This is a genomic window from Citricoccus sp. K5 (assembly GCF_902506195.1).
Taxonomy (GTDB): domain Bacteria; phylum Actinomycetota; class Actinomycetes; order Actinomycetales; family Micrococcaceae; genus Citricoccus.
On the sequence record NZ_LR732817.1, the window covers coordinates 1,539,170 to 1,560,266 of the forward strand.

Sequence of the window (21,097 nt, forward strand, 5' to 3'; positions counted from 1 at the left end):
CCGTCAGTCGTTCACGCGGCCGAGGTAGTCACCCGAACGGGTGTCCACCTTGACCTTGGTGCCCTGGTCCACGAACAACGGGACCTGGATCTCGTAGCCGGTCTCGAGGGTCGCGGGCTTGGTGCCGGCGGAGGACCGGTCGCCCTGCAGGCCGGGCTCGGTGTAGGTGATCTCCAGGACTACCGACGGCGGCATGTCCAGGTACAGCGGGGTGCCCTCGTTCATGGCGATGGTGACCTTCTGGTTCTCCAGCATGAAGTTCGCGGCATCGCCCACGACAGCCGGGTTCACCGGGATCTGGTCGTAGGTGTCCGTGTCCATGAAGATGTAGTCCTCGCCGTCCTGGTACAGGTACTCGTAGTCCGAGCGGTCCACGGTGGCGGTCTCGATCTTGGCGCCGGCGTTGAAGGTCTTGTCCACCAGCTTGCCGGTGGTGATGTTCCGGATCTTGGTGCGGACGAACGCCCCGCCCTTGCCCGGCTTCACGTGCTGGAACTCGATGACGTTCCACAGGTGGCCGTCCATTTTCAGCACGGTGCCGTTCTTGATGTCGTTGCTGGTTGCCACTGTCAATCTCCGTCTGTCGGTAAGGGGCCAGTCGATGGCGTCGGCGGGTCTCGCTGGAAGTCCAGTCGACCATTCTAGGTGATGAGGGTGGTACCCCGGATCAAGTCAGGGTTCGCCCGGAGATCACCTGGCGGTCACTCCGCTATCTCCTGGTAGGTCGCGAACAGCAGCGAGGCATCCGGGACGTCATAGGTCGTCGGCTTGCCCAGGCCGTCCAGGAGGACGAACCGCAGCTGGTCCCCGCGGTTCTTCTTGTCCCGGCGGATGCCGTCCAACAGGGTCTCCCAGCGGCCGGAGGAGTACGACGTCGGCAGACCGAGCGACTCGAGGATCGTGCGGTGGCGATCGGCGGTGGCATCGTCGAGGCGTCCGACGGAGCGCGCCAGTTCGGCCGCGAACACCAGGCCGACGGACACGGCGGCGCCGTGGCGCCACTGGTAGCGCTCGGCCAGTTCGATGGCGTGCGCCAGGGTGTGGCCGTAGTTCAGCATCTCGCGTGCGCCGGCCTCCCGCAGGTCACTGGAGACCACCTGCGCCTTGACGGCGATCGAGCGCTCGATCAGTTCGCGCAGCTGGGCCGAGTGCGGGTTCTGGGCCTGTTCCGGGGAGGACTCGATGATGGTGAGGATCTCCGGGTCCGCGATGAAGCCGCACTTGACGACCTCCGCGAGTCCGGACACCAGCTCGTTCGGGGGCAGGGTCAGCAGTGTGTCCAGGTCCGCGAGCACTCCCGCGGGCGGGTGGAACGCACCCACCAGGTTCTTGCCCTCGGAGGTGTTGATGCCGGCCTTGCCGCCCACGGCGGCGTCCACCATGCCCAGGAGGGTGGTGGGGAAGTGCACCACGCGGACCCCGCGGAGCCAGGTGGCCGCCACGAAACCGGCGACGTCGGAGACGGAGCCGCCGCCCACGGACACCACGGCGTCCGAGCGGGTGAAGTCGTTCTGGCCCAGGACCTGCCAGCAGAACGCGGCCACCTGGATGTGCTTGCCCTCCTCGGCATCCGGGATCTCCGCGGTGAGGGCCTGGTAGCCGGCTGTCTCCAGATCGGCCTTGACCACGTCACCGGTGGCACGCAACGCCCGGGGGTGGATGACCAGGACGCGGCGGACCGTGGGCCCGAGCATGTCCGGCAGGCGTCCCAGCAGGCCCTTGCCCACCACGACGTCGTAGCCGCCGGTGCCCGCTGACCCCGATCCGCCGGCCACGGGGATGACGGTGGCATCGTCCGGGACGGTTTCGGTGGACGGGGTGTTCGGCTCAGTCATGGATGGACAGCTCCTGTGGTCGGGGTGGTGGTCTCGGCCTGACGGACGAGGCGGATGATGTGGGTGGCCAGGTCTTCGGTGGAGCGGCCGGTGGTGTCCACCGTCCACTGCGATACCTCACGGTACAAGGCGTGGCGTTCGGCGAGGATGCGGCGCCAGGTGCGGCCGGGGTCCCCCGCGAGGACGGGCCGGCCGAGGCCGCCGTTGAGCCGGGCCAGAGCCGCATCCTCCGCCACCGTGAGGTAGACGACATGGGATCCATGCCGCAGCCGGTCGCGGGTCTGGGCGCTGAGCACCGCTCCCCCGCCCAGGGACAGCACGCAGGGTTCGGCGCGGGAGAGGACCTCGCCGATGACCTCCTCCTCGGCCTGGCGGAAGGCCGGTTCACCGTTGCGGGAGAAGTAGTCCGAGATGGCACCGTGCTGGGTCACGAAGAGGTCATCGGCGTCCAGGCGCTGCAGACCGAGCCTGCGGCCCAGGACGAGTCCGACGGTCGACTTGCCGGACCCCATGGGCCCCACGAGCACGATCCGCCGGCCAGGTGACCAACCAGGGCCGCCGCCGGTTGTGGAACTCACTGCAGCGGGTCACCCATGGGCGCCTCGGCCAGCTCGACCGGCGCGTCCTCATGCGAGACCGGCAGCGGTTCGAGCGAGGCCACGAAGGAGTCCAGGTTCCGCTTCGTCTCCGCCACGGAGTCTCCCCCGAACTTCTGCAGGACGGCCTGGGCGAGGACGAGGCAGACCATGGCCTCGGCCACGACGCCGGCCGCCGGCACGGCGCACACGTCCGAGCGCTGGTGGTGGGCCTTCGTGTCCTGGCCGGTGGCCGTGTCCACGGTGCGCAGGGCCTTGGGGACGGTGGCGATCGGCTTCATGCCCGCACGCACGCGGACCACTCCCCCGGTGCTCATGCCGCCCTCGATGCCGCCGGCCCGGTTGGACGTGCGGACCGGATACCCGTCGGGGCCGCGGACGATCTCGTCATGGGCGGCGGTGCCGCGGCGGGCGGCGGTGGTGAAGCCGTCACCGACCTCGACGCCCTTGATGGCCTGGATGCCCATGAGGGCGCCGGAGAGCAGCGAGTCCAGACGGCGGTCCCAGTGGACATGGCTGCCCAGCCCCACCGGCACGCCGTAGGCCAGGACCTCGACGACGCCGCCGAGGGTCTCGCCCTCCTTGTGGGCGGCATCGACCTCGGCGACCATGGCGTCCGAGGTGGACTTATCGAAGCACCGCAGCGGATCCGCGTCCAGCGCGGTCACGTCATCCGGTGCGGGCAACTCAGCACCCTCCGGCACGGACACCGTGCCGACAGCCGTGGTGTGGGAGACGGTGCGGATGCCCAGTTCCGCCAGGAAGGAGGAGGCCACGGTGCCCAGGGCCACGCGCGCCGCGGTCTCGCGGGCGGAGGCGCGCTCCAGCAGGGGGCGGGCCTCATCGAAGCCGTACTTCTGCATGCCGGCCAGGTCGGCGTGGCCGGGACGGGGACGGGTGAGGGCGGCGTTGCGAGCCAGGCCGTCGAGTTCGTCCGCGTCCACGGGATCGGCCGACATGACCTTCTCCCACTTCGGCCATTCGGTGTTGGCGATCTCGATGGCGACCGGGGAGCCCAGGGTGGAACCGTGGCGGACCCCGCCGACGAGGGTGACCTGGTCCTGCTCGAACTTCATGCGGGCACCACGGCCATAGCCCAGGCGCCGGCGCGCCAGGGCGTCCTGCACCATAGAGGTGGTCAGGGGGATGCCCGCGGGCATCCCTTCAATGATTCCAACGAGTGCGGGCCCATGTGATTCGCCCGCTGTCAACCAGCGCACCATGGATTCGATTCTCTCATGGTCCGCACGGGGTTCCGGACCGTATGACCGGGTTCAGCGCTCCGGAAGGTCGATGGCGGCGGCCATCGCGGCGATGACGGCGGGCCAGTCGGGTTCCGTCCCGGCCGGGCGGATGCGCTCCGTGAACAGGCGGACCTGCTCGACGGCCTGATACAGCAACATCTCCAGGCCGCTGACCACCTGGCCGCCCTGCTGCTGCCAGGCCATCGCCAGTTCGGACGGCCACGGGTCGTAGGCGGCGTCCAGCAGGGGGGGCAACGGTGCGGGCTCTGAGCTCCCCGCCGTGTCCGAGTTCTGCTCCCCTTTCTGCGCCCCCGCCAACGCGCCGGCCAGGGACCCGGCGGTCGGGTCCGCGGCGCGCGGGGGCAGCGTGGCGACGACGGCACGGAAACCGCCGGCCGCCGTCGGGAAGTCCTCCAGGAGGCGGACGCGGGGTGCCAGGCCGAAGCCGCGCGCGAGTTCGGCGTGCTCGGCGGCCTTGGCCGGGGTACGGACGAACAGGTCGACGCCGGCCAGCCCCAGCTTCTCCGCGGCGGCGATGGCTGCCGCGGCGGTCCCGCCACCACCGAGGATGCCCATCCGGCCGCCGGTCACCTCACGCTGGTAGCCCGCGAACACGAGCGACTCGACGATGCCCTCCACGTCCGTGTTGTAGGCCGTGGAGATCCCGTCCCCGTCCCAGACGACGGTGTTGAGGAACCCGAGCCGCTCGGCCCGCGGCGAGTAATGGTCCACCAGCGGCATCATCGCGGACTTCAGCGGCATGGTGACCGAGAATCCGAGCCAGTCGAAGCCCGCCCCTGGACTCCGGTCCAGGCCGGCCATGAAGGCGGGCAGCGCCTCCGGTGTCACGTCATGGGCGTCGTAGGCGACATCCAGGCCCAGGGCACGGTAGGCGGCCCGGTGCAGGGCCGGTGACTTCGAGTGCGAGATGGGATGGCCGAGGACTCCGGCGGACGGCCTAACCACAGATCTCCGCGTTGTCGGCGCAGTAGTCGCGGTATTCCTGCTGGTAGATGCGGTGTTGGGCATAGTCCTCTGCGAACTTCGTCTCGCCGGTCTCGATGTTGGTGGTCACCCAGTAGTAGTAGTCGTTGTCCTCCGGGTGCGCCGCCGCATCGAGTGCCTGGGTGGACGGGGCGCCGATGGGTCCGGGCGGCAGGCCGCGGTGGGCATAGGTGTTGTACTCATTCGAGGCATCCTGCTTGTCCTCCTCCGAGAACTGCAGCTGGCGCTGGCCGAGCCCATAGATCACCGTGGCATCGATCTGCAGGTAGCCGCCGGTTTCCTCGTTGGACGGATCGAGGCGGTTCTCGATGATGCCGGCAACGATCGGGTAGTCATCCGTCAACGCCTCGGCCTCCAGGATGGAGGCGATCGTCACGGCGCGGAACTGCTCGGACTCGTCCGTGATCCCCTGCTCCTCGAGCTCGGCCATGGTCGGCTCGATCATCATGGCGAAGATCTCGGCCGGCTCGGCGTCCACCGGGAAGCGGTACTCCCCCGGAGCCAGGTAGCCTTCCAGGCTGGGGGCCTCGGCGGGAAGCCCGAAGTCAGTGGGGTCCGCCGCAGCCGCCTCCAGGTCCTGGACGGAGATGCCCGTTGACTCACTGACGGCGCTCAAGGCCTCACCCAGGCGCATGCCGCGGTTCACAGCGACGTAGTGGACCTGGCCCTCACCGTCACGCTGGAGGATGGCCGCGGCGTCCGCGGCCTTCATCTGCTTCCTCAGCGGATACTCGCCCGGCTGGATGGAGTTCTCCGACCGCGACTGGTTGACGGCCTCGATGAAGGCGGCGCTGCTGGCCACGATGTCCTCGTCCACAAGGCGGTTCCCGATGGCGATGGCACCCTCACCCTCGTTGACGGAGAAGACCACCTCCGCACCGCCGGGGCCCGGGTAGTCCTCGGCGACCGGATCCGGCAGGATGGCCTTCAGTGCGAAGGACAAGCCCGCCACCAGCAGCACGAACACGGCGAAGGCCGAGGTCAGAGCGATGTTGCGGCGGCGGCGCCGCTTCCGGCGCGCCACTTTCTTCGCCTGCTGTTCGGCGTCCGGGGAGCGGTCCCGGTTGATGGTGACGGTCTGGTACCCCTTGCGGCCGGCTGGGCGGACGATGACGGGGGTGCCGTCCGTGGTGATCCGCTCAGCAGGACCCTCAGCAGGCCCCTCGGCGGACTCGGCCTGCGGATACTCGCGGCGGTCCTCGTCCAGGCTGGCCTCGTGCTCTGAGCGGCGCGCCTCCTCGCGGCGGCGCAATTCTCGCCGGGTCAACGGGGACTGCGGGTTCCGGGAATCGTCAGGAGTCGGATCGTCAGGAGTCAGGTCAGCCACGTGTCCCGTCCTCTCCCTCTGGTCCTTCTGGCGCAGGAACTAGCACGGGGCGCCCGGCGTCCCGCTGGAGTGATTGTTGCATATTCAAGGCCTGCTCGAGTATCTGCACGGCCGCCACCTGGTCCACGACCTCGCGGTGGGTCCGGCTCCCCCGGCCGGCCTCATGCAGTTGCCGGTGGGCCGTGACGGTGCTGAGGCGTTCGTCCACGAGGTGCACCCGTGCCGGGCTTCCGGCGGCGAGCAGCTCCGCTGCCAGGTCCTGGGCATAGCGGTGGGCGTCCTCGGTGGATTCCGTGGACCGGCCCTGCATGTTCACCGGATACCCGACGTAGACCACCACGGCCGCGCGTTCCAGGGCCTCCCGGACGATCAGCCGCCGGTCGAAACCCTTCTTGAGGTCCCGCCGGAGCGTCTTCACCGGGGTGGCCAGGATGCCGTCCGGGTCCGAGGCGGCGAGGCCGACGCGGGCCTTGCCGACGTCGACTCCGAGCCGGACCCCGCGCTGCAGTGCGCCGCTCACGCGCCTGCGGCCCCGACCGTCGACTCGATCGCCGTCCGCACGGCCACCAGGGCGTCATCGATCCGGGTCGCGTCCTGGCCGCCGCCCTGCGCCACGTCATCCTTGCCGCCACCGCCTCCGCCGAGCACCCCGCAGGCGGTCTTGACGAGGGCGCCGGCCTTCAGGCCGGACTGGCGGGCGGCCTGGTTGGTGCCGACCACCACGAGCGGACGCCCCTTGGCGGTGCCGGCCATGGCCACCACCACGGGGGTGCCCGCGGCGTTGCCGGACTGGTTTTCCAACCGGGAACGCAGATCCAGTACGAGGGTCCGCAGCTCGTCGCCCGAGCCGACCGGGCCGGCGTCGTGCGCCAGGACCGTGACGGTGGCGCCGGGACCGGATACCGCCACGGCGTTCTCGACGAGCCGGCCGGCCTCGGCCTGCAGCTGGGCCGAGCGCAGGCCGGCGAGTTCCTTCTCGACCTCCTTGAGCCGGGCCAGGGTGCCGGCAACCCGGTCCTTGACCTGGTCCGCCGGGACCTTGAGGAGGCCGGTGAGCTCGTTGACGAGCGTGCGCTCGGTGGCCAGGTGGCGGAAGGCGTCCAGCCCCACGAGGGCCTCCACGCGGCGGTTGCCGGAGCCCACGGACTGCTCGCCGAGCAGGGCCAGGGAACCGATCTCCGCTGTGGCGCCCACATGGGTTCCACCGCACAGCTCGCGGGACCAGGCGCCGTTGACCTCGACCACACGCACGCGGTCTCCATACTTCTCGCCGAACAGGCTCATCGCCCCGAGGCCGCGTGCCTCCTCCAGGGACATCTCCCGGGTCAGCACGGGGTGGTTGTCCCGGATGGCCAGGTTGGAGACCTCCTCGACCTCGGACCGGGCCATCTCGCTCATGGCCTCGCCCCAGCGGAAGTCGAAGCGCAGGTAGCCCTCCTTGTTGAAGGAGCCGGACTGCGTGGCCTCCGGGCCGAGGATCTGGTGGAGGGCGGCGTGCACCAGGTGCGTGCCGGTGTGGGCCTTCTGGGCGTCCAGGCGCCGCTGCAGATCGATGGCACCGACGGCGGTGGCCCCGGCGGGCACCTCGCCCTCGACGACCTTGACCTGGTGCACGCTCAGGCCGCGGATCGGGGACTGGACGTCGAGGACCTCGAGGACGAAGCCGTCACCGGTGATGAGACCGGTGTCAGCAGCCTGGCCTCCAGACTCGGCGTAGAAGGGCGTGGCGTCCAGCACCAGTTCGAGTTCCTGCCCGGCGGTGGCCGAGGTGACCTGCTGGCCGCCGCTCAGCAGGCCGCGGATGCGGGCCTCGGTGGTGTGCTCGGTGTAGCCGGTGAAGACGGTGTTCCCCTCGGCCTGCAGCTGGCGGTAGGCCGAGGAGTCCACGTGACCGGACTTCTTGGACTTGGCGTCCTGGCGGGCACGGTCGCGCTGCTCGGTCATGAGCTCGCGGAAACCGGCCTCGTCCACGGCCACCCCGGCCTCCTCGGCCATCTCGAGGGTGAGGTCGATGGGGAACCCGTAGGTGTCATGCAGTTCGAACGCGTCGGCACCGGAGATGCCTGCCGTGGCACCTTCGCCTGCGGTGGCGTGCGCGGCGGACTTCGCGGCCGTGACGGCCGAGTCCATCCGGGCCGTGCCGGCGGCGATGGTCCGCAGGAAGGCCTTCTCCTCGTTGTAGGCGATCCGGGCGATGCGGTCGAAGTCCCGCTCGACCTCCGGGTAGGTGCCCTTCATGGCGTCGCGGGAGACCGGCAGCAGCTCGGGCAGCACCGGGTCGGTCACGCCCATCAGGCGCATGGCCCGCACGGCGCGGCGGATCAGGCGGCGCAGCACGTAGCCGCCGCCCTCGTTGCCGGGCACCACGCCGTCGGTGATGAGCATCAACGCAGAGCGGATGTGGTCGGCGATCATCCGCAGGCGAACGTCATCCGTGTAGCGCGGATCCGTGGCGTCCTCGGTGGAGGAGTACTCCTTGCCGGCCAGGGTGGCGGCGCGGTCCAGGACGGGGCGGACCTGGTCCGTCTCGTACATGTTCTCCACGCCCTGCAGGATCATGGCGAGTCGTTCGAGGCCCAGTCCGGTGTCGATGTTCTTGTGGTCCAGCTCTCCGGCCACGGTGAAGTCGGTCTGCGAGTTGACCTCGGAGAGCTGGTACTGCATGAAGACCAGGTTCCAGATCTCCATGTAGCGGTTCTCGTCCGCGGACGGGCCGCCCTCGCGGCCGTACTCAGGTCCCCGGTCATAGAAGATCTCGGAGTCCGGGCCACCGGGGCCGGGCTGGCCGGTGTGCCAGTAGTTGTCCTCCTTGCCCAGGCGCTGGATGCGTTCGGCCGGGAAACCGACCTCCTCGCGCCAGATGCGCTCGGCCTCGTCATCCTCCTCGTACACCGTGACCCACAGGCGCTCGGGGTCCAGGCCGAAGCCGCCCTGGTCCTGGGGCGTCGTCAGCAGCTCCCAGGCGTAGGGGATGGCCTTCTCCTTGAAGTAGTCCCCGAAGGAGAAATTGCCGCACATCTGGAAGAAGGTGCCGTGGCGGACCGTCTTGCCGACCTCTTCGATGTCCGCGGTGCGGATGCACTTCTGCACGGTGGTGGCCCGCTGGTAGGGCGGGGTCTCCTGGCCCAGGAAGTACGGGATGAAGGGAACCATGCCGGCGATCGTGAACAGCAACGACGGGTCCGGGGAGACCAACGATGCCGAGGGAACGACGGAGTGGTCCTTCTTGGCGAAGAAATCCAGCCAGCGGCTGGCGATGTCCTGGGACTTCATGACTGCTCTACGACTGCTTTCGGGGGTCGGTGGGTCGGGGTGTGGACCTGTCCGCGGGGCCTTCCGTGGCGGTACCCGTGATGGTGGTGTGCGCGGCGTCCGGGACATCCTGGGCGGCTGCAGCGGCCGTGGTCCGGGACCGTTCCTGCTGCGGCGCGGGGTCGGCCAGGGAGGACGACATGGTCTTCCAGGCCGGCACTTCCTCGCGCAGCTGATACGCGAAGGAACGGGCGCTGGCGGCCAGGGCGGTGGCCGCGGCCTGCCCGGCATTGCGCCCGATGTTCTCCGGGTTCAGCGTGTGGCGGATCGTCTCCTCGGCCCGCAGGGCTGCGGCGTCACGTCCCTTGCTGAAGACGGTGTGTCCGAGCCAGCCGACGGCTGCCCCCACTCCCACCAGCATTACGCGCTTGATCACGGGATTTCCTTTCGCTTCAGTGCCTGGTCCACCCTACCGGGGCCGCGGCCCCGGCGTGGAACTTCAGCGCCCGACGCCGGCCCTGGCATCCCGGGCTCGGCGCCAGGCCCGCTGTCTGTCCTTAAAGCCGAAACCCGGCGTCCCCTCGAGGGGACGCCGGGTTCTCAGGCAGTTTCCGCCGCAGCAGATCCGGAAGGGATCAGCGTGCGTAGTACTCGACGACGAGCTGCTCTTCGCAGGTCACGGGGACCTCGGAGCGCTTCGGGCGGCGGGACAGCTTGGACTGCAGCTTGTCGATCTCGACGTCCAGGTAACCCGGGACGGCCGGCAGGACGTCCTGGTGGGCGCCGGTGGCGGAGATCTGGAAGGGGACCATCTTCTCCGAACGCTCGTGCACGTGGATCAGCTGGCCCTCCTTCACGCGGAAGGACGGGCGGTCCACGCGGGCGCCGTCCACCATGATGTGGCGGTGCACGACCATCTGGCGGGCCTGCTGGATGGTGCGGGCGAAGCCGGAGCGCAGCACGAGGGCGTCAAGACGCATCTCGAGCAGCTCGACCAGGTTCTCACCGGTCAGGCCCGAGGTGCGCTTGGCCTCTTCGAAGTAGCGGCGCATCTGCGCCTCGCGGATGTTGTACTGGGCGCGCAGACGCTGCTTTTCCTTCAGGCGCACCGAGTAGTCGGAGTCGGCCTTGCGACGGGCACGGCCATGCTGGCCGGGACCGTACGGACGGCGCTCCATGTACTTCTCGGCCTTGGGGGTCAGGGCAATGCCGAGTGCGCGCGAGTGGCGCACGGTGCGGCGGGTACGGAGGTTGGAAGCCACGAGGGACCTTTCTTGTCAGGCGGCACGATTCTGGTTTGTCTCCGGTCCTGACACGAGGCGGGGGCTCCCGCGGTGTGACAAGGGTGGACCGGAACCTGGCCTCCCGTGCGTCCTTCGGGAGAACTGAGGGGCATGCCGCTGCCCGTCATTGCTACAGCGCCGCAGGACCCGGACGGGGCCTCCCCACACCACCGGCTCAGGCCGGAACGGGGCAGGGAGAACTGGCGGCGCTTGCCAGACAGCAGAAGAGTCTACCAGTTCTGCACCGCTCCCCCGACCGACTGGTCCATTGGCCAGCTGGCCCTACGGTACGGAGGCAACGGCTCGGGACTAGACCTCTGGGTCCTGTTCCGGCATGGGCTGCCCATTGGCGACCTGTGCGGCCTGGTTGATGTGGGAGGCCTCCACGAGCACGTCGTAGGACTCGGCCTCCATGACCTGGACGGAGGAGAAGTCCCGGCGGCCTCGGGTGGCCGCGTGGCCGAGCGCTCCGAAGATCGCGCCCCACACGGCACCGAAGCCCAGCGCCAGAAGCAGGATCAGGAAGAAGTTGCCGGGCGCCAGGATCAGGAACAGGATGCCGATCATCAGGCCGAACCACATGCCGCCGAGGGCTCCCTGCCCAGCCGCCTTGCCGGTGGTCATCCGGCCGGTGACCTGCTCGACCGACCGGAGGCCCGTGCCGACGATCCTGGTCTTCTCCACGGGGAAGCCGCCATCGGAGAGGCGGTCCACCAGTTCCTGGGCCTGCTCGTAGGCGGCCACCGACTTGAGGATCCGGTAGTCGACCTGGGCGGTGTTCTGCACAAGACGGCTGGCCGGATTGTTCGCGGGAGTGGACATGGCAGTTGCTCCGATCTCCGCGGCCGGTGGACCCCCGAAGGTGGTCCCGAGGCCGAACCACGGTCATAGCGGGTACGGACACCTTCAGCTTAGGGGCCTACTCGCTGGATTCGTCCCGTTCGGCTGCCGGTGGTGCCGGTGGTGTCGGTGGGGCCGGATGTGGGGTGCCCCGGATGATCGACCGCAGGTGCTGCACCCGGTCCCCCAGGTTTCTTTCGACGCCGTTCTGCTTGGGACGGTAGTAGTCCTTCCCACGGAGCGAATCCGGCAGGTACTGCTGCCGGGCCACCGAATGCGGGGCGTCATGGGAGTAGATGTACCCCTTGCCGTGGCCCAGGCCGGCAGCTCCCGGGTAGTGGGCGTCCCGCAGGTGGGGCGGCACCTCCCCGGACAGCCCGGCACGGACGTCCGCCACGGCCTCGTTGATGGCGGCGTAGGAGGCGTTGGACTTGGGGGCGGTGGCGAGGTGCACGGTGGCTTCGGCCAGGACCAGCCGCCCCTCCGGCATGCCGATGAGCTGCACGGCCTGTGCTGCCGCCACGGCGGTCTGCAGTGCTGTCGGATCAGCCATCCCGATGTCCTCGGAGGCGGAGATGATCAGGCGCCGGGAGATGAACCTCGGGTCCTCGCCCGCCTCCAGCATCCGTGCCAGGTAGTGGAGGGAGGCGTCCACGTCCGAACCGCGGATCGACTTGATGAACGCGCTGATGACGTCATAGTGCTGGTCACCGGCCTTGTCATAGCGCAGCACCGCGCGATCCATGGCCTGGGCCGCGTCCTGGAGGGTGATCGAGGGCAGTTCCGGGCGGTCCCCAGGCTCGTCATACTCGTCGGGCTCGCCTGATTCGTCGAAGCCGGCGGCCTCCCACCGGTCCAGGGCCACGCCGGCACTGGCCTCCAGGGTGGTCAGCCCCCGGCGGGCGTCTCCCTGGGCCATGCGCACCAGGTACTCGCGGGCCTCGTCCTCGAGCACGACCGCGCCGTTGAGTCCCCGCTCATCGGCGACCGCACGGTCCAGCACACCGCCGATGTCCGCGTCCGTGAGCGGCTTGAGCGTGAGCATGATGGACCGGGACAGCAGCGGTGCCACCACGGAGAAGGACGGGTTCTCGGTGGTCGCGGCCACCAGCACCACCCATCGGTTCTCCACCCCGGGCAGCAGGGCGTCCTGCTGGGCCTTGTTGAACCGGTGGATCTCGTCCAGGAACAGCACCGTGGTCCGGCCGTAGAGGTCCCGGTCGTTCAGCGCCTGGTCCATGACCGCCCGCACGTCTTTGACGCCGGCGTTGATGGCGGACAGCTCCACGAACTTGCGGCCCGGTCCCCGGGCGATCACGGTCGCCAGGGTCGTCTTGCCGGTGCCGGGAGGCCCATACAGAATGAGCGACGACGGCCCGGCACCGCGGCCGCCCTTGCCGCCGGCCGCGCCCTCGGCCAGCTTGCGCAGTGGGGAACCGACGTGGAGCAGGTGCTGCTGGCCGACCACCTCGTCTACGGTGCGCGGGCGCATGCGCACAGCCAAGGGGGCACTGGGGCGATCGCGACCGCCCGAGGAGGCGCCGTCGTCGTGCGGGGTGCCCGATGCGCCGTCATCGTCATGGTCCCCGCCGCCGAGCACACTGAACAAATCACTCACCGGCCCAGCCTAGCCGCCGCCCCGGACGGGCTGGGCGCCCGGGGCGGGGCGCATGCGGGGAGAATGGAGCCATGAGAGCTGTGCTGCAGAGGGCAACGTCCGCGTCCGTGACCGTTGAGGGCCGGGTGACCGGTCGCCTCGACTCCCCCGGGCTCGTGGTGCTGCTGGGGGTCTCGGTCCAGGACACCGAGGCGGAGGCGGTCCAGCTGGCCGAGAAGGTGGCGCACCTGCGCATCCTCGAGGGCGAGGAATCCCTCGTCGGGGCCGGTGCCGCCGCCCTCGTGGTCAGCCAGTTCACCCTGTACGGGGACGTCCGGAAGGGACGCCGCCCCTCGTGGACGCGGTCCGCGAAGGGCGATCAGGCTGAGCCGCTGTACGAGCGGTTCATCACCGCGCTGGAGGCGCTGGGCGTGCCCGTGGAACGCGGGGTCTTCGGAGCCATGATGGACGTCGCCCTGGTCAACTCGGGCCCCTTCACCGTGTGGGTGGACACGGAGGACCTGGCGGGGCCGCGGCGGGGTTGATCCGCCGCGGTCACCCAGTGGCCGTCACCGGGTAGAGGTCACCGCTGGCGCGAGGCCCAGAGGCGCACCACGATGAACTGTGCCGCGATGCCGCCGGCCAGGGCAATTCCCCAGCGCAGCAGCATCGGCCATTCCGTGGACTGGTCGATCAGCACGTTCAGTGCAAAGGTGACGATCAGGACCGGCAGCAGCCGCACCGCCGTCGGTGGGATGCTGTCCCGGCGCTGATCCTGCCCGCCTTCGGGCGCCACGTCAGGCTCCCGTGGTGTCGGGCGAGTCCTGGGCGGCCGTGGTCTCCTGCCCTGGAGTGGCCTCCTTCGGCTCCGGCTTGGCGTCCACGCCGGCTTCCTTGCGCTGCTGGTCCGTGATGGGAGCCGGCGCGGCGGTCAGGGGGTCATAACCGTTGCCGGTCTTCGGGAAGGCGATGACGTCCCGGATGGACTCGGTGCCGGCCAGCAAGGCGACGATGCGGTCCCAGCCGAAGGCGATGCCGCCGTGCGGCGGGGCGCCGTACTTGAAGCCCTCCAGGAGGAAGCCGAACTTGGACTGCGCTGACTCCTCGTCCAGGCCCATGAGCTTGAACACGCGCTCCTGGACGTCGCCCTGGTGGATACGGATGGAGCCGCCACCCACCTCGTTGCCGTTGACCACGATGTCGTAGGCGTAGGACAGGGCGCTGGCCGGATCCGTGTCAAAGGTGTCCATGAACTCGGGCTTAGGCGAGGTGAAGGCGTGGTGCACCGCGGTCCAGGCACCGGAGCCCACGGCGACGTCACCGGAGGCCACTGCCTCCGAGGCGGGCTCGAACATGGGGGCGTCCACGACCCACACGAACGCCCAGTCTGCCTCGGCGGCGGGCACGCCCGGGCCGGCGTCCTTGATCAGGCCGACGCGGTGGCCGATCTCCACGCGCGCGGCGCCGAGGATGGCGCGGGAGGGAGTGGTCTCGCCGGCGGCGAAGAAGATGCAGTCCCCCGGGTTGGCACCGGTGGCGGCGGCCAGGCCGGCCTTCTCCTCCTCGGAGATGTTCTTGGAGACCGGACCGGTGAGCGAGCCGTCCTCCTGGATGAGCACGTACGCCAGGCCGCGGGCCCCGCGCTGCTTGGCCCATTCCTGCCAGGCGTCCAGGGTGCGGCGCGGCTGGGAGGCACCGCCGGGCATGACCACGGCACCCACATAGGGAGCCTTGAACACGCGGAACGGGGTGTCCGCGAAGTACTCGGTCAGGTCCGTCAGCTCGAGACCGAAGCGCAGGTCCGGCTTGTCCGAACCGTACTTCTCCATCGCCTCGCGGTAGGTCATGCGGCGGATCGGGGTCGGCACGTCCACGCCGACCAGCGACCAGACCGACTTCACAATCTTCTCGCCGAGGGCGATCACGTCGTCCTGCTCCACGAAGGACGCCTCGATGTCCAGCTGTGTGAACTCCGGCTGTCGGTCGGCGCGGAAGTCCTCGTCCCGGTAGCAGCGGGCGATCTGGAAGTACTTCTCGATGCCGCCGACCTGCAGCAGCTGCTTGAACAGCTGCGGGGACTGCGGCAGGGCATACCAGGAGCCGGGCGCGAGGCGAGCCGGGACCAGGAAGTCGCGGGCGCCCTCCGGGGTGGAGCGGGTCAGAGTGGGGGTCTCGACCTCGATGAACCCCTCCTCGTGCAGCAGGTTCCGGGCGGTGCGGTTGACCTCGGAGCGCAGGCGCATGATGCGGGCCGGCTCCGGGCGGCGCAGGTCCAGGTAGCGGTGGCGCAGCCGGGCCTCCTCGCCGACCTCCACGTGCTCGTCGATCTGGAACGGCAGCGGGGCTGCGGCGTTGAGCACGGTCACGGTGTCCGCGATGAGCTCGATCTCGCCGGAGGGCAGGGCCGGGTTCTCGTTGCCCTCGGGGCGGCGTTCCACCGTGCCGGTGACCTGCAGGACGAACTCGTTGCGCAGCGGATCGAAGTCCTTCTCGTCCCGCACCACGATCTGGGCGAAGCCGGACGCATCACGCAGGTCCACGAAGGCCACCCCACCGTGGTCACGGCGGCGTGCCACCCATCCGGTCACGGTGACGGTCTGTCCGATGAGCGAGGCGTTGAGTTCGCCCAGCTGGTGGGTGCGCAGCACTGAAGGTCCTTCCGGTCCCGGTTCACCGGGAGGTTTTCTTGGCGTGGTAATGACATACACGTCCGGCATTGCCATGACATTTCCCGGTTGATTCTAGTAGGTGGAGCGCATGGGCGATCACGCAGTTCTGCAACGACGCCTGGGGCTGCCCGGGGCCGTGGTCATCGGTGTCGGTTCCATGGTCGGGGCCGGGGTGTTCTCCGCCCTCGGCCTGGCCGCGGCGCAGGCCAGCGGCCTGCTGATGGCAGCCCTGCTGGTGGCCGGGGTGACGGCCTGTCTCAATGCCATCTCCACGGCCCAATTAGCAGCGGTGCACCCGACCTCGGGCGGGGCCTACACCTTCGGCCGCCGGCAGCTCGGTGAGTGGGCCGGCTTCCTGGCCGGGTGGGGTTTCGTTACCGGGAAGTCCGCGTCCATCGCCGCCATGGCCTACACCGTCGGCCTCTATGTGGTGCCCGGTACCGACTGGACCGCACGCTGGGTGGCGATCGCCGCCGTCGTGCTCCTGACCGGTGTGAACCTTCTCGGCATCACCCGGACGGTCCAGGCCACCGTGGCCATCCTGGTCCCGGTGGCGCTGATCCTCGCCCTGGTCATCGTGGCGGGCCTGGCCTCCGGGCCCGACGCCGGCTCCCCCGCTCCCCCGGCCGGTTCGGCTGCACCGGTGGAGCCTTCGGCCCTCGGGGTGCTGCAGGCCTCGGGACTGCTGTTCTTCGCCTTCGCGGGCTACGCCCGGATCGCGACGATGGGTGAGGAGGTCCGCGATCCCCGCCGGACGATCCCCCGTGCGGTGCTGGGTGCCCTGGCGTTCACGCTGGTGCTCTACGGGCTGTTGGCCTGGAGCCTGACGCGCGCGCTGGGTACGGACGGGCTGGCGGCTTCGGAGGCGCCGATCCGGGACGCCGTGGGCGTGCTCTTCGGCACGGACTGGCTCTGGCTTGCCGTGGCCGGAGCGGCCCTGGCCAGCCTGGGTTCCCTGCTCAACCTCGTGGCCGGGATCGCCCGCACGGGGCTGGCCATGGCCCGCGAGGGTGACCTGCCGCGGCCCCTGGCCCGGGTGTCCACCCGCACCTCGGTGCCGTGGGTCGCACAGCTGACGGCTGCGGCGGTGGTGATCGTCCTGCTGCTGACGGCAGATGTGCTCACGGTGGTGGGCTTCTCCTCCTTCGGCGTGCTGGTGTATTACGCCGTCTCCAACCTGGCGGCCTTCACCCTGACCGAGCGCGTGGTGCGTTCACCCCGCTGGCTGAATCTCACGGGTGCCGTGCTCTGTCTGGTCCTGGCGTTCACCCTGCCGGCGATGTCCGTGGTCATCATGCTGGTGGTGTTCGCCGTGGGACTGCTCGGCCGCCTGATTGTCTTGCGTGCTCGGGCCTGACGATCTGGACGGGTGAGTCGATGCTGGTGGGACGCTCCAGTGCACCCCAGCCAACGCGCGCGATGCGATGACAGTCATTCAGCCCGCAGCATCCGCGCGCTTTCAGCGCTACCAAGCGGTCGTCATGGTGATGCGGTCAGCGAGAAAACGTAGCGTCAGAACTGGCCTACCTTACGTATGGTAGGTATACTGCTGGCATGGCGACGAAACCAGAGATTCTTGATGATGCGATCGAGGTGCTGCGCCGTGGGGAGCCGTTCACGATCGATGCTGTGGCGCGCGAGGCCGGCCTGACGAAGCCAGGGGTGGTGCACCACTTTGCGACCAAGGAGGCCTTGGTGTTGGCGGTGGTGGACCGGATCGTCGAGCGGTGGCTGACAGAGCTGCGGGAGCGGGCGGGAGAGGACAGCAGCCCTGCCGAAAGGTTGCGGGCCTACGTGGAGTACGCAGTCACGGGAGAGTTCGACCAGAGCGATGTCGCACTGCTGGTCGATGTCCGGCTGAGGGACATGCTGGCCGCGCAGTGGACGCAACGCATGGACCCGTGGTTCGGCACCGAGATCACAGGGACACCTCGGCAGCGGGGTGCGCTGCGAGCCGCCAGGCTTCTGGCTGACGGGGCGTGGTTCAACAAGGGATTAGGCATCCCGACGGTCCGCGGGGATGAGGAAGACGCCGTGCATTCGGTTGCGATGAGATTGCTGGAAGAAGGTGGGGCGAAGTGAGCCAGAAGGCCAAGGGTTGGCTGTTTCTGGTCGGTGCGATCCTTTTGGAGGTCTCGGGATCGTTGTCATTGAAGGCCGCGCTTAATGCGCCCGCCTTCTATGCGGTCGTCGTGATCGGCTATGTGGGGGCGTTCGTGTTCCTGGCTCTGGTGCTGCGCACAGGGATGGCCCTCGGTGTCGCCTACGGCATATGGGGCGCGTCCGGAGTGGCGTTGACGGCGTTGTTGTCGCTGGTGTTTTTCGACGAGCCGCTGACGGTGCTGATGAGTATCGGCATCGTCGTCGTGATCGGTGGAGTGCTGTGTGTGGAACTCGGTGCACAGGTGGGAAACAAGAGCAAGAAGGATGAGGTGGCCCGATGACCTGGATCTTTCTGATCGGTGCCATCGTGTTCGAGGTGTTCGGCACGATCTCGTTGCGTGTGGCTGTGGACAAGAAGCCCTGGTACGCGGGCGCGGCCGTCGGGTATCTGCTGGCGTTCACGATGCTGTCGCTGGCGTTGGCCGGCGGCATGGCTCTCGGTGTGGCCTACGGCATCTGGGCCGCCTCTGGGGTGGCGTTGACGGCGATCATCAGCCGTTTCCTGTTCAAGGAGCCCTTCACCTGGTTGATGGGACTCGGCATCGTCCTCATCGTCGGCGGCGTGCTCCTTATTGAGCTCGGCGCCGCTCACTGAGCATCCGGGCGCACAGGGCAGTTGCAGTCACCTACGGCGGCCCTCATCGTTGATAGTCAGACTGAACATCACTCTCGAACAATCATCATTTCGCCCGAATTGTGAGGGCTACGGTACAAGGAGGTAATGATGGACGTCTATGACGCGATCGTGATCGGATCAGGAGTGAACGGGCTTGTCGCGGCTGCGGAACTCGCCACCGAAGGGTGGCATGTCGCCATCGTGGAACAGAACGATCGTCTGGGTGGGTTCATCGACTCCGGGGAGGTGACCCTGCCCGGTTATACCCACGACACATATTCGTCGTGGCATCCGCTGTTCGTCTCTGGTGGCGCGTACTCGACGCTGGGGAAGGCGTTGGAAGCGCGCGGATTGGAGTACGCCAATACCGACGGCGCGCTCACCGGCAGCATCTCCACTGGGCGCGCCGCCCTGGCCTACCGGGACCCGTTGAAGACGGCGGAGGGGTTCGAACATCCCAAGGACCGGGACGCGTATCTGGCGATGATGGCGCAGATGGACGATCGGGCGAACCTCGTGTTTGGCCTGCTGGGTTCAGAAGTACGTTCCGGGACCGCGGTGAAGCTGGCATTGGGGTCACTGCGCACCGAAAAGGTTAAGGGAATGCTGGATTTGGCTCGGGATGCGGTGATGAGCGGACGGGCTTTCGGCCGTGACCGGTTCGTCGGCTCCGAAGCTGACCAGATGTGGGCCCCGTGGTTGCTGCACGCTGGCATCTCTCCCGACAGCGCCACTGGCGGGATGATGATCCCCGTGCTCGCCCTGACGATGCACGGGTTCGGCCTCCCGATCGTGAAGGGCGGATCGCGAAACTTCGTGGGTGCCTTCGAGAGGCTTCTCACAGAGCATGGGGCCACGTTCCTGACCGGGCGTCAGGCCGAGCGGATCATCGTCGAAGACGGCCATGCGACGGGCGTCGTCACCGACAAGGGGACGATCCGTGCCCGGAAAGCGGTCATCGCGAGCGTCACCCCGCAGGCGCTCTACGGGACGCTGCTGAAGGATGCGAACGTACCGGCCCCGATTCGGGACCAGGCGCGCCGATTCCGTCCCGGGCGGGCCGCAATGCAGATCCACATCGCCCTGGATCGACCGTTGACGTGGACAGACGAACGGTTCCAAGATGTGCCGCTACTGCACATCAGCGACGGATCCGGGAGCACCGGCATCGCCTGCGCGCAGGCCGACGCCGGGGTAATCCCGGACACTCCCACCATCGTGGTCGGCCGCCAACACGTCCTCGACCCGTCTCGGGTCCCGGAAGGGAAGGGGTCACTGTGGCTGCAACTCCAGGAAGTGCCCTGGCAGCCCACCGCGGATGGCGGTGGGACGATCGCCGTCGACGGCACCTGGACCAACGATGCGGTGAAGCAGTACCTGGACCGGGTCCTTGCCCGCGTCGAGGAGCATGCCCCCGGACTGACCGCCAGCATCCTCGACACGAAGGTCATTACCCCTGCCGATCTGGTCGCGGTGAACCCGAACGCCGTCAACGGCGACCCGTACGGGGGGTCGATGGAACTGGATCAGAACCTACTCTGGCGTCCGTTGCCGGACTCAGGAAAGCACACCACCGTGATCAAGTCGCTCCTGCACGTCGGCGCATCTACTCACCCCGGCGGCGGGCTGAGCGGCGGTGCTGGCCACCTCGCCGCGCAGCATGTCCTCACCAGCGCAAAACGCCGCACGTTCCTCCGGAAGTGACTCAGCGGCGAGTGTGTCCGGCAGAGGTTCCCTGCAGACACCTGGATGTACCAACCGGACACGTTGATCAAAGGGCTTCCGAACAGAGCTGCGGGGATCAGAAGCGAGTTCTAGACAGTTTGTTCTAGAACGATTAGTATGAATCGCATGGGAAGGCCACGAGGGTTCGACGAGGACGAAGTACTCCGTAGCGCGACAACACTGTTCGGACGCCGCGGCTTCGACGCCGTGTCGGTGGACACCATGCTCGCGGCACTCGGATTGAGTCGCGCGAGCTTCTACAAGCTCCACGGGTCCAAGCACGGCCTGATGCGAGCTGCACTCGAGCAGGTCTGCCAGCGCGCACAGGATGGGGACGTCGACGACGACTCCAGGGATCTCGTCGTGGTGGCCCTCCTCGAGTTGGCACATGTCAGCGAGGGCATGAAGCGCCTGACGTCACGCGCGGTCGAACTGTGCTTCGCCAACGACCCCCACATGATCGGCCAGCACCTGCTGGCACGTGCCAATCGACCAACAGCATAAGGAGAATAGCGTGAGCAATGTCATCACCCTGGCTGAGAACGACCTGGTCATCGAACCTCAGGGGCTGGACAAGGTGTGGTCCTTCACCGGCAGCCTTACCATCCCTTGGAGCCATGTTTGGGGCGCGACCCATGACCCGGGCATGAAGAGTGAACCGAAGGGTTGGCGCGGGCCGGGCCTGCACATAGGCAGCAAGCTCAGCGGCACCTTCCATGCCGACGGTGAGCGCCAGTTCTGGAACGTCAACGGCTACGAGCACACCGTGGTCATCGAGCTGGTCGACGAGCACTTCACCCGCATCGCCATCTCCCTGGACGACCCGGCAGCACAGGCGGCTCAGATCAACGCAAGGGCAGCTGCACGCTGACTCTTCCGCAAAGAAATACACCGAATTCAATCCAACGAGGGGCCGGCTCATCGCCGGCCCCTCGTTCCATGCCT

Annotated in this window: 22 protein-coding genes; 8 read left to right on the forward strand and 14 right to left on the reverse strand. The window is 68.5% G+C overall.

Going from position 1 to position 21,097, the window contains the following annotated elements; genetic code table 11:
• Positions 1 to 3: 3 nt before the first annotated feature.
• The 12 genes from efp to BOSE125_RS06945 all read right to left on the reverse strand — a co-directional run bounded on the left by efp (position 4) and on the right by BOSE125_RS06945 (position 13,000).
• Positions 4 to 567, reverse strand: coding sequence for an elongation factor P (gene efp / locus BOSE125_RS06890; protein ID WP_159551176.1), 564 nt, complete (start codon positions 565 to 567; stop codon positions 4 to 6).
• Between the two features lie 134 nt (positions 568 to 701).
• Positions 702 to 1,835, reverse strand: coding sequence for a 3-dehydroquinate synthase (gene aroB, locus BOSE125_RS06895; protein ID WP_159551178.1), 1,134 nt, complete (start codon positions 1,833 to 1,835; stop codon positions 702 to 704).
• Positions 1,832 to 2,413: a shikimate kinase gene (locus tag BOSE125_RS06900; RefSeq protein ID WP_236557858.1), complete on the reverse strand. Its 582-nt coding sequence runs from the start codon at positions 2,411 to 2,413 to the stop codon at positions 1,832 to 1,834. Before BOSE125_RS06900 ends, aroB begins: the two co-directional genes overlap by 4 nt.
• Positions 2,410 to 3,654 (reverse strand): chorismate synthase, encoded by a 1,245-nt coding sequence (gene aroC / locus BOSE125_RS06905; protein ID WP_159551180.1) that lies wholly within the window; start codon positions 3,652 to 3,654, stop codon positions 2,410 to 2,412. Before aroC ends, BOSE125_RS06900 begins: the two co-directional genes overlap by 4 nt.
• A 51-nt stretch (positions 3,655 to 3,705) precedes the next feature.
• Positions 3,706 to 4,641 (reverse strand): shikimate dehydrogenase, encoded by a 936-nt coding sequence (locus BOSE125_RS06910; protein ID WP_236557859.1) that lies wholly within the window; start codon positions 4,639 to 4,641, stop codon positions 3,706 to 3,708.
• Entirely contained in the window at positions 4,634 to 6,007 is a 1,374-nt protein-coding gene (gene mltG, locus BOSE125_RS06915; RefSeq protein WP_159551184.1) for an endolytic transglycosylase MltG, read from the reverse strand. The genes BOSE125_RS06910 and mltG overlap by 8 nt, the downstream gene beginning before the upstream one ends.
• Positions 6,000 to 6,527, reverse strand: coding sequence for a Holliday junction resolvase RuvX (gene ruvX / locus BOSE125_RS06920; RefSeq protein WP_159551186.1), 528 nt, complete (start codon positions 6,525 to 6,527; stop codon positions 6,000 to 6,002). The genes mltG and ruvX overlap by 8 nt, the downstream gene beginning before the upstream one ends.
• Positions 6,524 to 9,280, reverse strand: coding sequence for an alanine--tRNA ligase (alaS, locus tag BOSE125_RS06925; RefSeq protein ID WP_159551188.1), 2,757 nt, complete (start codon positions 9,278 to 9,280; stop codon positions 6,524 to 6,526). Before alaS ends, ruvX begins: the two co-directional genes overlap by 4 nt.
• 7 nt (positions 9,281 to 9,287) lie before the next feature.
• A complete protein-coding gene (locus tag BOSE125_RS06930) occupies positions 9,288 to 9,695 on the reverse strand; it encodes a hypothetical protein (RefSeq protein ID WP_159551190.1) in 408 nt (135 codons plus the stop codon).
• Positions 9,696 to 9,894: 199 nt separating this feature from the next.
• Positions 9,895 to 10,521, reverse strand: coding sequence for a 30S ribosomal protein S4 (gene rpsD, locus BOSE125_RS06935; protein WP_159551192.1), 627 nt, complete (start codon positions 10,519 to 10,521; stop codon positions 9,895 to 9,897).
• A 330-nt stretch (positions 10,522 to 10,851) separates the two neighbouring features.
• Positions 10,852 to 11,364: a general stress protein gene (locus tag BOSE125_RS06940; RefSeq protein WP_159551194.1), complete on the reverse strand. Its 513-nt coding sequence runs from the start codon at positions 11,362 to 11,364 to the stop codon at positions 10,852 to 10,854.
• A 97-nt stretch (positions 11,365 to 11,461) separates the two neighbouring features.
• A complete protein-coding gene (locus BOSE125_RS06945; protein WP_236557860.1) occupies positions 11,462 to 13,000 on the reverse strand; it encodes a replication-associated recombination protein A in 1,539 nt (512 codons plus the stop codon).
• A gap of 71 nt (positions 13,001 to 13,071) precedes the next feature.
• Here BOSE125_RS06945 and dtd point away from each other — a divergent pair, with 71 nt between their 5' ends.
• Positions 13,072 to 13,524 carry a D-aminoacyl-tRNA deacylase gene (dtd, locus tag BOSE125_RS06950; protein ID WP_159551196.1) on the forward strand — a complete coding sequence of 151 codons (453 nt, stop codon included), beginning with the start codon at positions 13,072 to 13,074 and terminating at the stop codon, positions 13,522 to 13,524.
• Positions 13,525 to 13,562: 38 nt separating this feature from the next.
• Here the strand turns inward: dtd and BOSE125_RS06955 are convergent, their stop codons facing one another.
• Entirely contained in the window at positions 13,563 to 13,775 is a 213-nt protein-coding gene (locus BOSE125_RS06955) for a hypothetical protein (RefSeq protein WP_159551198.1), read from the reverse strand.
• A 1-nt stretch (position 13,776) separates the two neighbouring features.
• On the reverse strand, positions 13,777 to 15,627 hold the full coding sequence (gene aspS, locus BOSE125_RS06960; RefSeq protein ID WP_159551200.1) for an aspartate--tRNA ligase: 1,851 nt from the start codon (positions 15,625 to 15,627) through the stop codon (positions 13,777 to 13,779).
• Positions 15,628 to 15,736: 109 nt separating this feature from the next.
• On the opposite strand from aspS, the gene BOSE125_RS06965 reads away from it, so the two are divergent.
• From BOSE125_RS06965 to BOSE125_RS06995, 7 genes are all read left to right on the forward strand, one after another.
• Positions 15,737 to 17,005, forward strand: a complete 1,269-nt coding sequence (locus BOSE125_RS06965; protein ID WP_159551202.1) for an APC family permease — start codon at positions 15,737 to 15,739, stop codon at positions 17,003 to 17,005.
• Between the two features lie 197 nt (positions 17,006 to 17,202).
• Positions 17,203 to 17,730, forward strand: a complete 528-nt coding sequence (locus BOSE125_RS06970) for a TetR/AcrR family transcriptional regulator (protein WP_159551204.1) — start codon at positions 17,203 to 17,205, stop codon at positions 17,728 to 17,730.
• Entirely contained in the window at positions 17,727 to 18,092 is a 366-nt protein-coding gene (locus tag BOSE125_RS06975) for a multidrug efflux SMR transporter (protein WP_159551206.1), read from the forward strand. Before BOSE125_RS06970 ends, BOSE125_RS06975 begins: the two co-directional genes overlap by 4 nt.
• On the forward strand, positions 18,089 to 18,406 hold the full coding sequence (locus tag BOSE125_RS06980; RefSeq protein ID WP_159551208.1) for a multidrug efflux SMR transporter: 318 nt from the start codon (positions 18,089 to 18,091) through the stop codon (positions 18,404 to 18,406). Before BOSE125_RS06975 ends, BOSE125_RS06980 begins: the two co-directional genes overlap by 4 nt.
• A gap of 126 nt (positions 18,407 to 18,532) precedes the next feature.
• The gene (locus BOSE125_RS06985) at positions 18,533 to 20,131 is read left to right on the forward strand and encodes an NAD(P)/FAD-dependent oxidoreductase (protein ID WP_159551210.1); all 1,599 of its coding nucleotides are present in this window, start codon (positions 18,533 to 18,535) and stop codon (positions 20,129 to 20,131) included.
• A gap of 147 nt (positions 20,132 to 20,278) precedes the next feature.
• Complete coding sequence (locus tag BOSE125_RS06990; protein ID WP_159551212.1) at positions 20,279 to 20,656, forward strand: TetR/AcrR family transcriptional regulator; 378 nt, start codon at positions 20,279 to 20,281, stop codon at positions 20,654 to 20,656.
• A 10-nt stretch (positions 20,657 to 20,666) separates the two neighbouring features.
• Positions 20,667 to 21,023, forward strand: a complete 357-nt coding sequence (locus BOSE125_RS06995; RefSeq protein WP_159551214.1) for a hypothetical protein — start codon at positions 20,667 to 20,669, stop codon at positions 21,021 to 21,023.
• The last annotated feature ends 74 nt before the right edge of the window (positions 21,024 to 21,097 follow it).

What these genes read in the sequence shown, in the direction of transcription:
- aroB (WP_159551178.1), bottom strand. Translation starts at nt 1,835, where the DNA reads ATGACTGAGCCGAACACCCCGTCCACCGAAACCGTCCCGGACGATGCC.
- aroC (WP_159551180.1), bottom strand. Translation starts at nt 3,654, where the DNA reads ATGGTGCGCTGGTTGACAGCGGGCGAATCACATGGGCCCGCACTCGTT.
- BOSE125_RS06940 (WP_159551194.1), bottom strand. Translation starts at nt 11,364, where the DNA reads ATGTCCACTCCCGCGAACAATCCGGCCAGCCGTCTTGTGCAGAACACC.
- BOSE125_RS06965 (WP_159551202.1), top strand. Translation starts at nt 15,737, where the DNA reads ATGGGCGATCACGCAGTTCTGCAACGACGCCTGGGGCTGCCCGGGGCC.
- BOSE125_RS06985 (WP_159551210.1), top strand. Translation starts at nt 18,533, where the DNA reads ATGATGGACGTCTATGACGCGATCGTGATCGGATCAGGAGTGAACGGG.
- BOSE125_RS06970 (WP_159551204.1), top strand. Translation starts at nt 17,203, where the DNA reads ATGGCGACGAAACCAGAGATTCTTGATGATGCGATCGAGGTGCTGCGC.
- BOSE125_RS06990 (WP_159551212.1), top strand. Translation starts at nt 20,279, where the DNA reads ATGGGAAGGCCACGAGGGTTCGACGAGGACGAAGTACTCCGTAGCGCG.
- alaS (WP_159551188.1), bottom strand. Translation starts at nt 9,280, where the DNA reads ATGAAGTCCCAGGACATCGCCAGCCGCTGGCTGGATTTCTTCGCCAAG.
- BOSE125_RS06980 (WP_159551208.1), top strand. Translation starts at nt 18,089, where the DNA reads ATGACCTGGATCTTTCTGATCGGTGCCATCGTGTTCGAGGTGTTCGGC.
- dtd (WP_159551196.1), top strand. Translation starts at nt 13,072, where the DNA reads ATGAGAGCTGTGCTGCAGAGGGCAACGTCCGCGTCCGTGACCGTTGAG.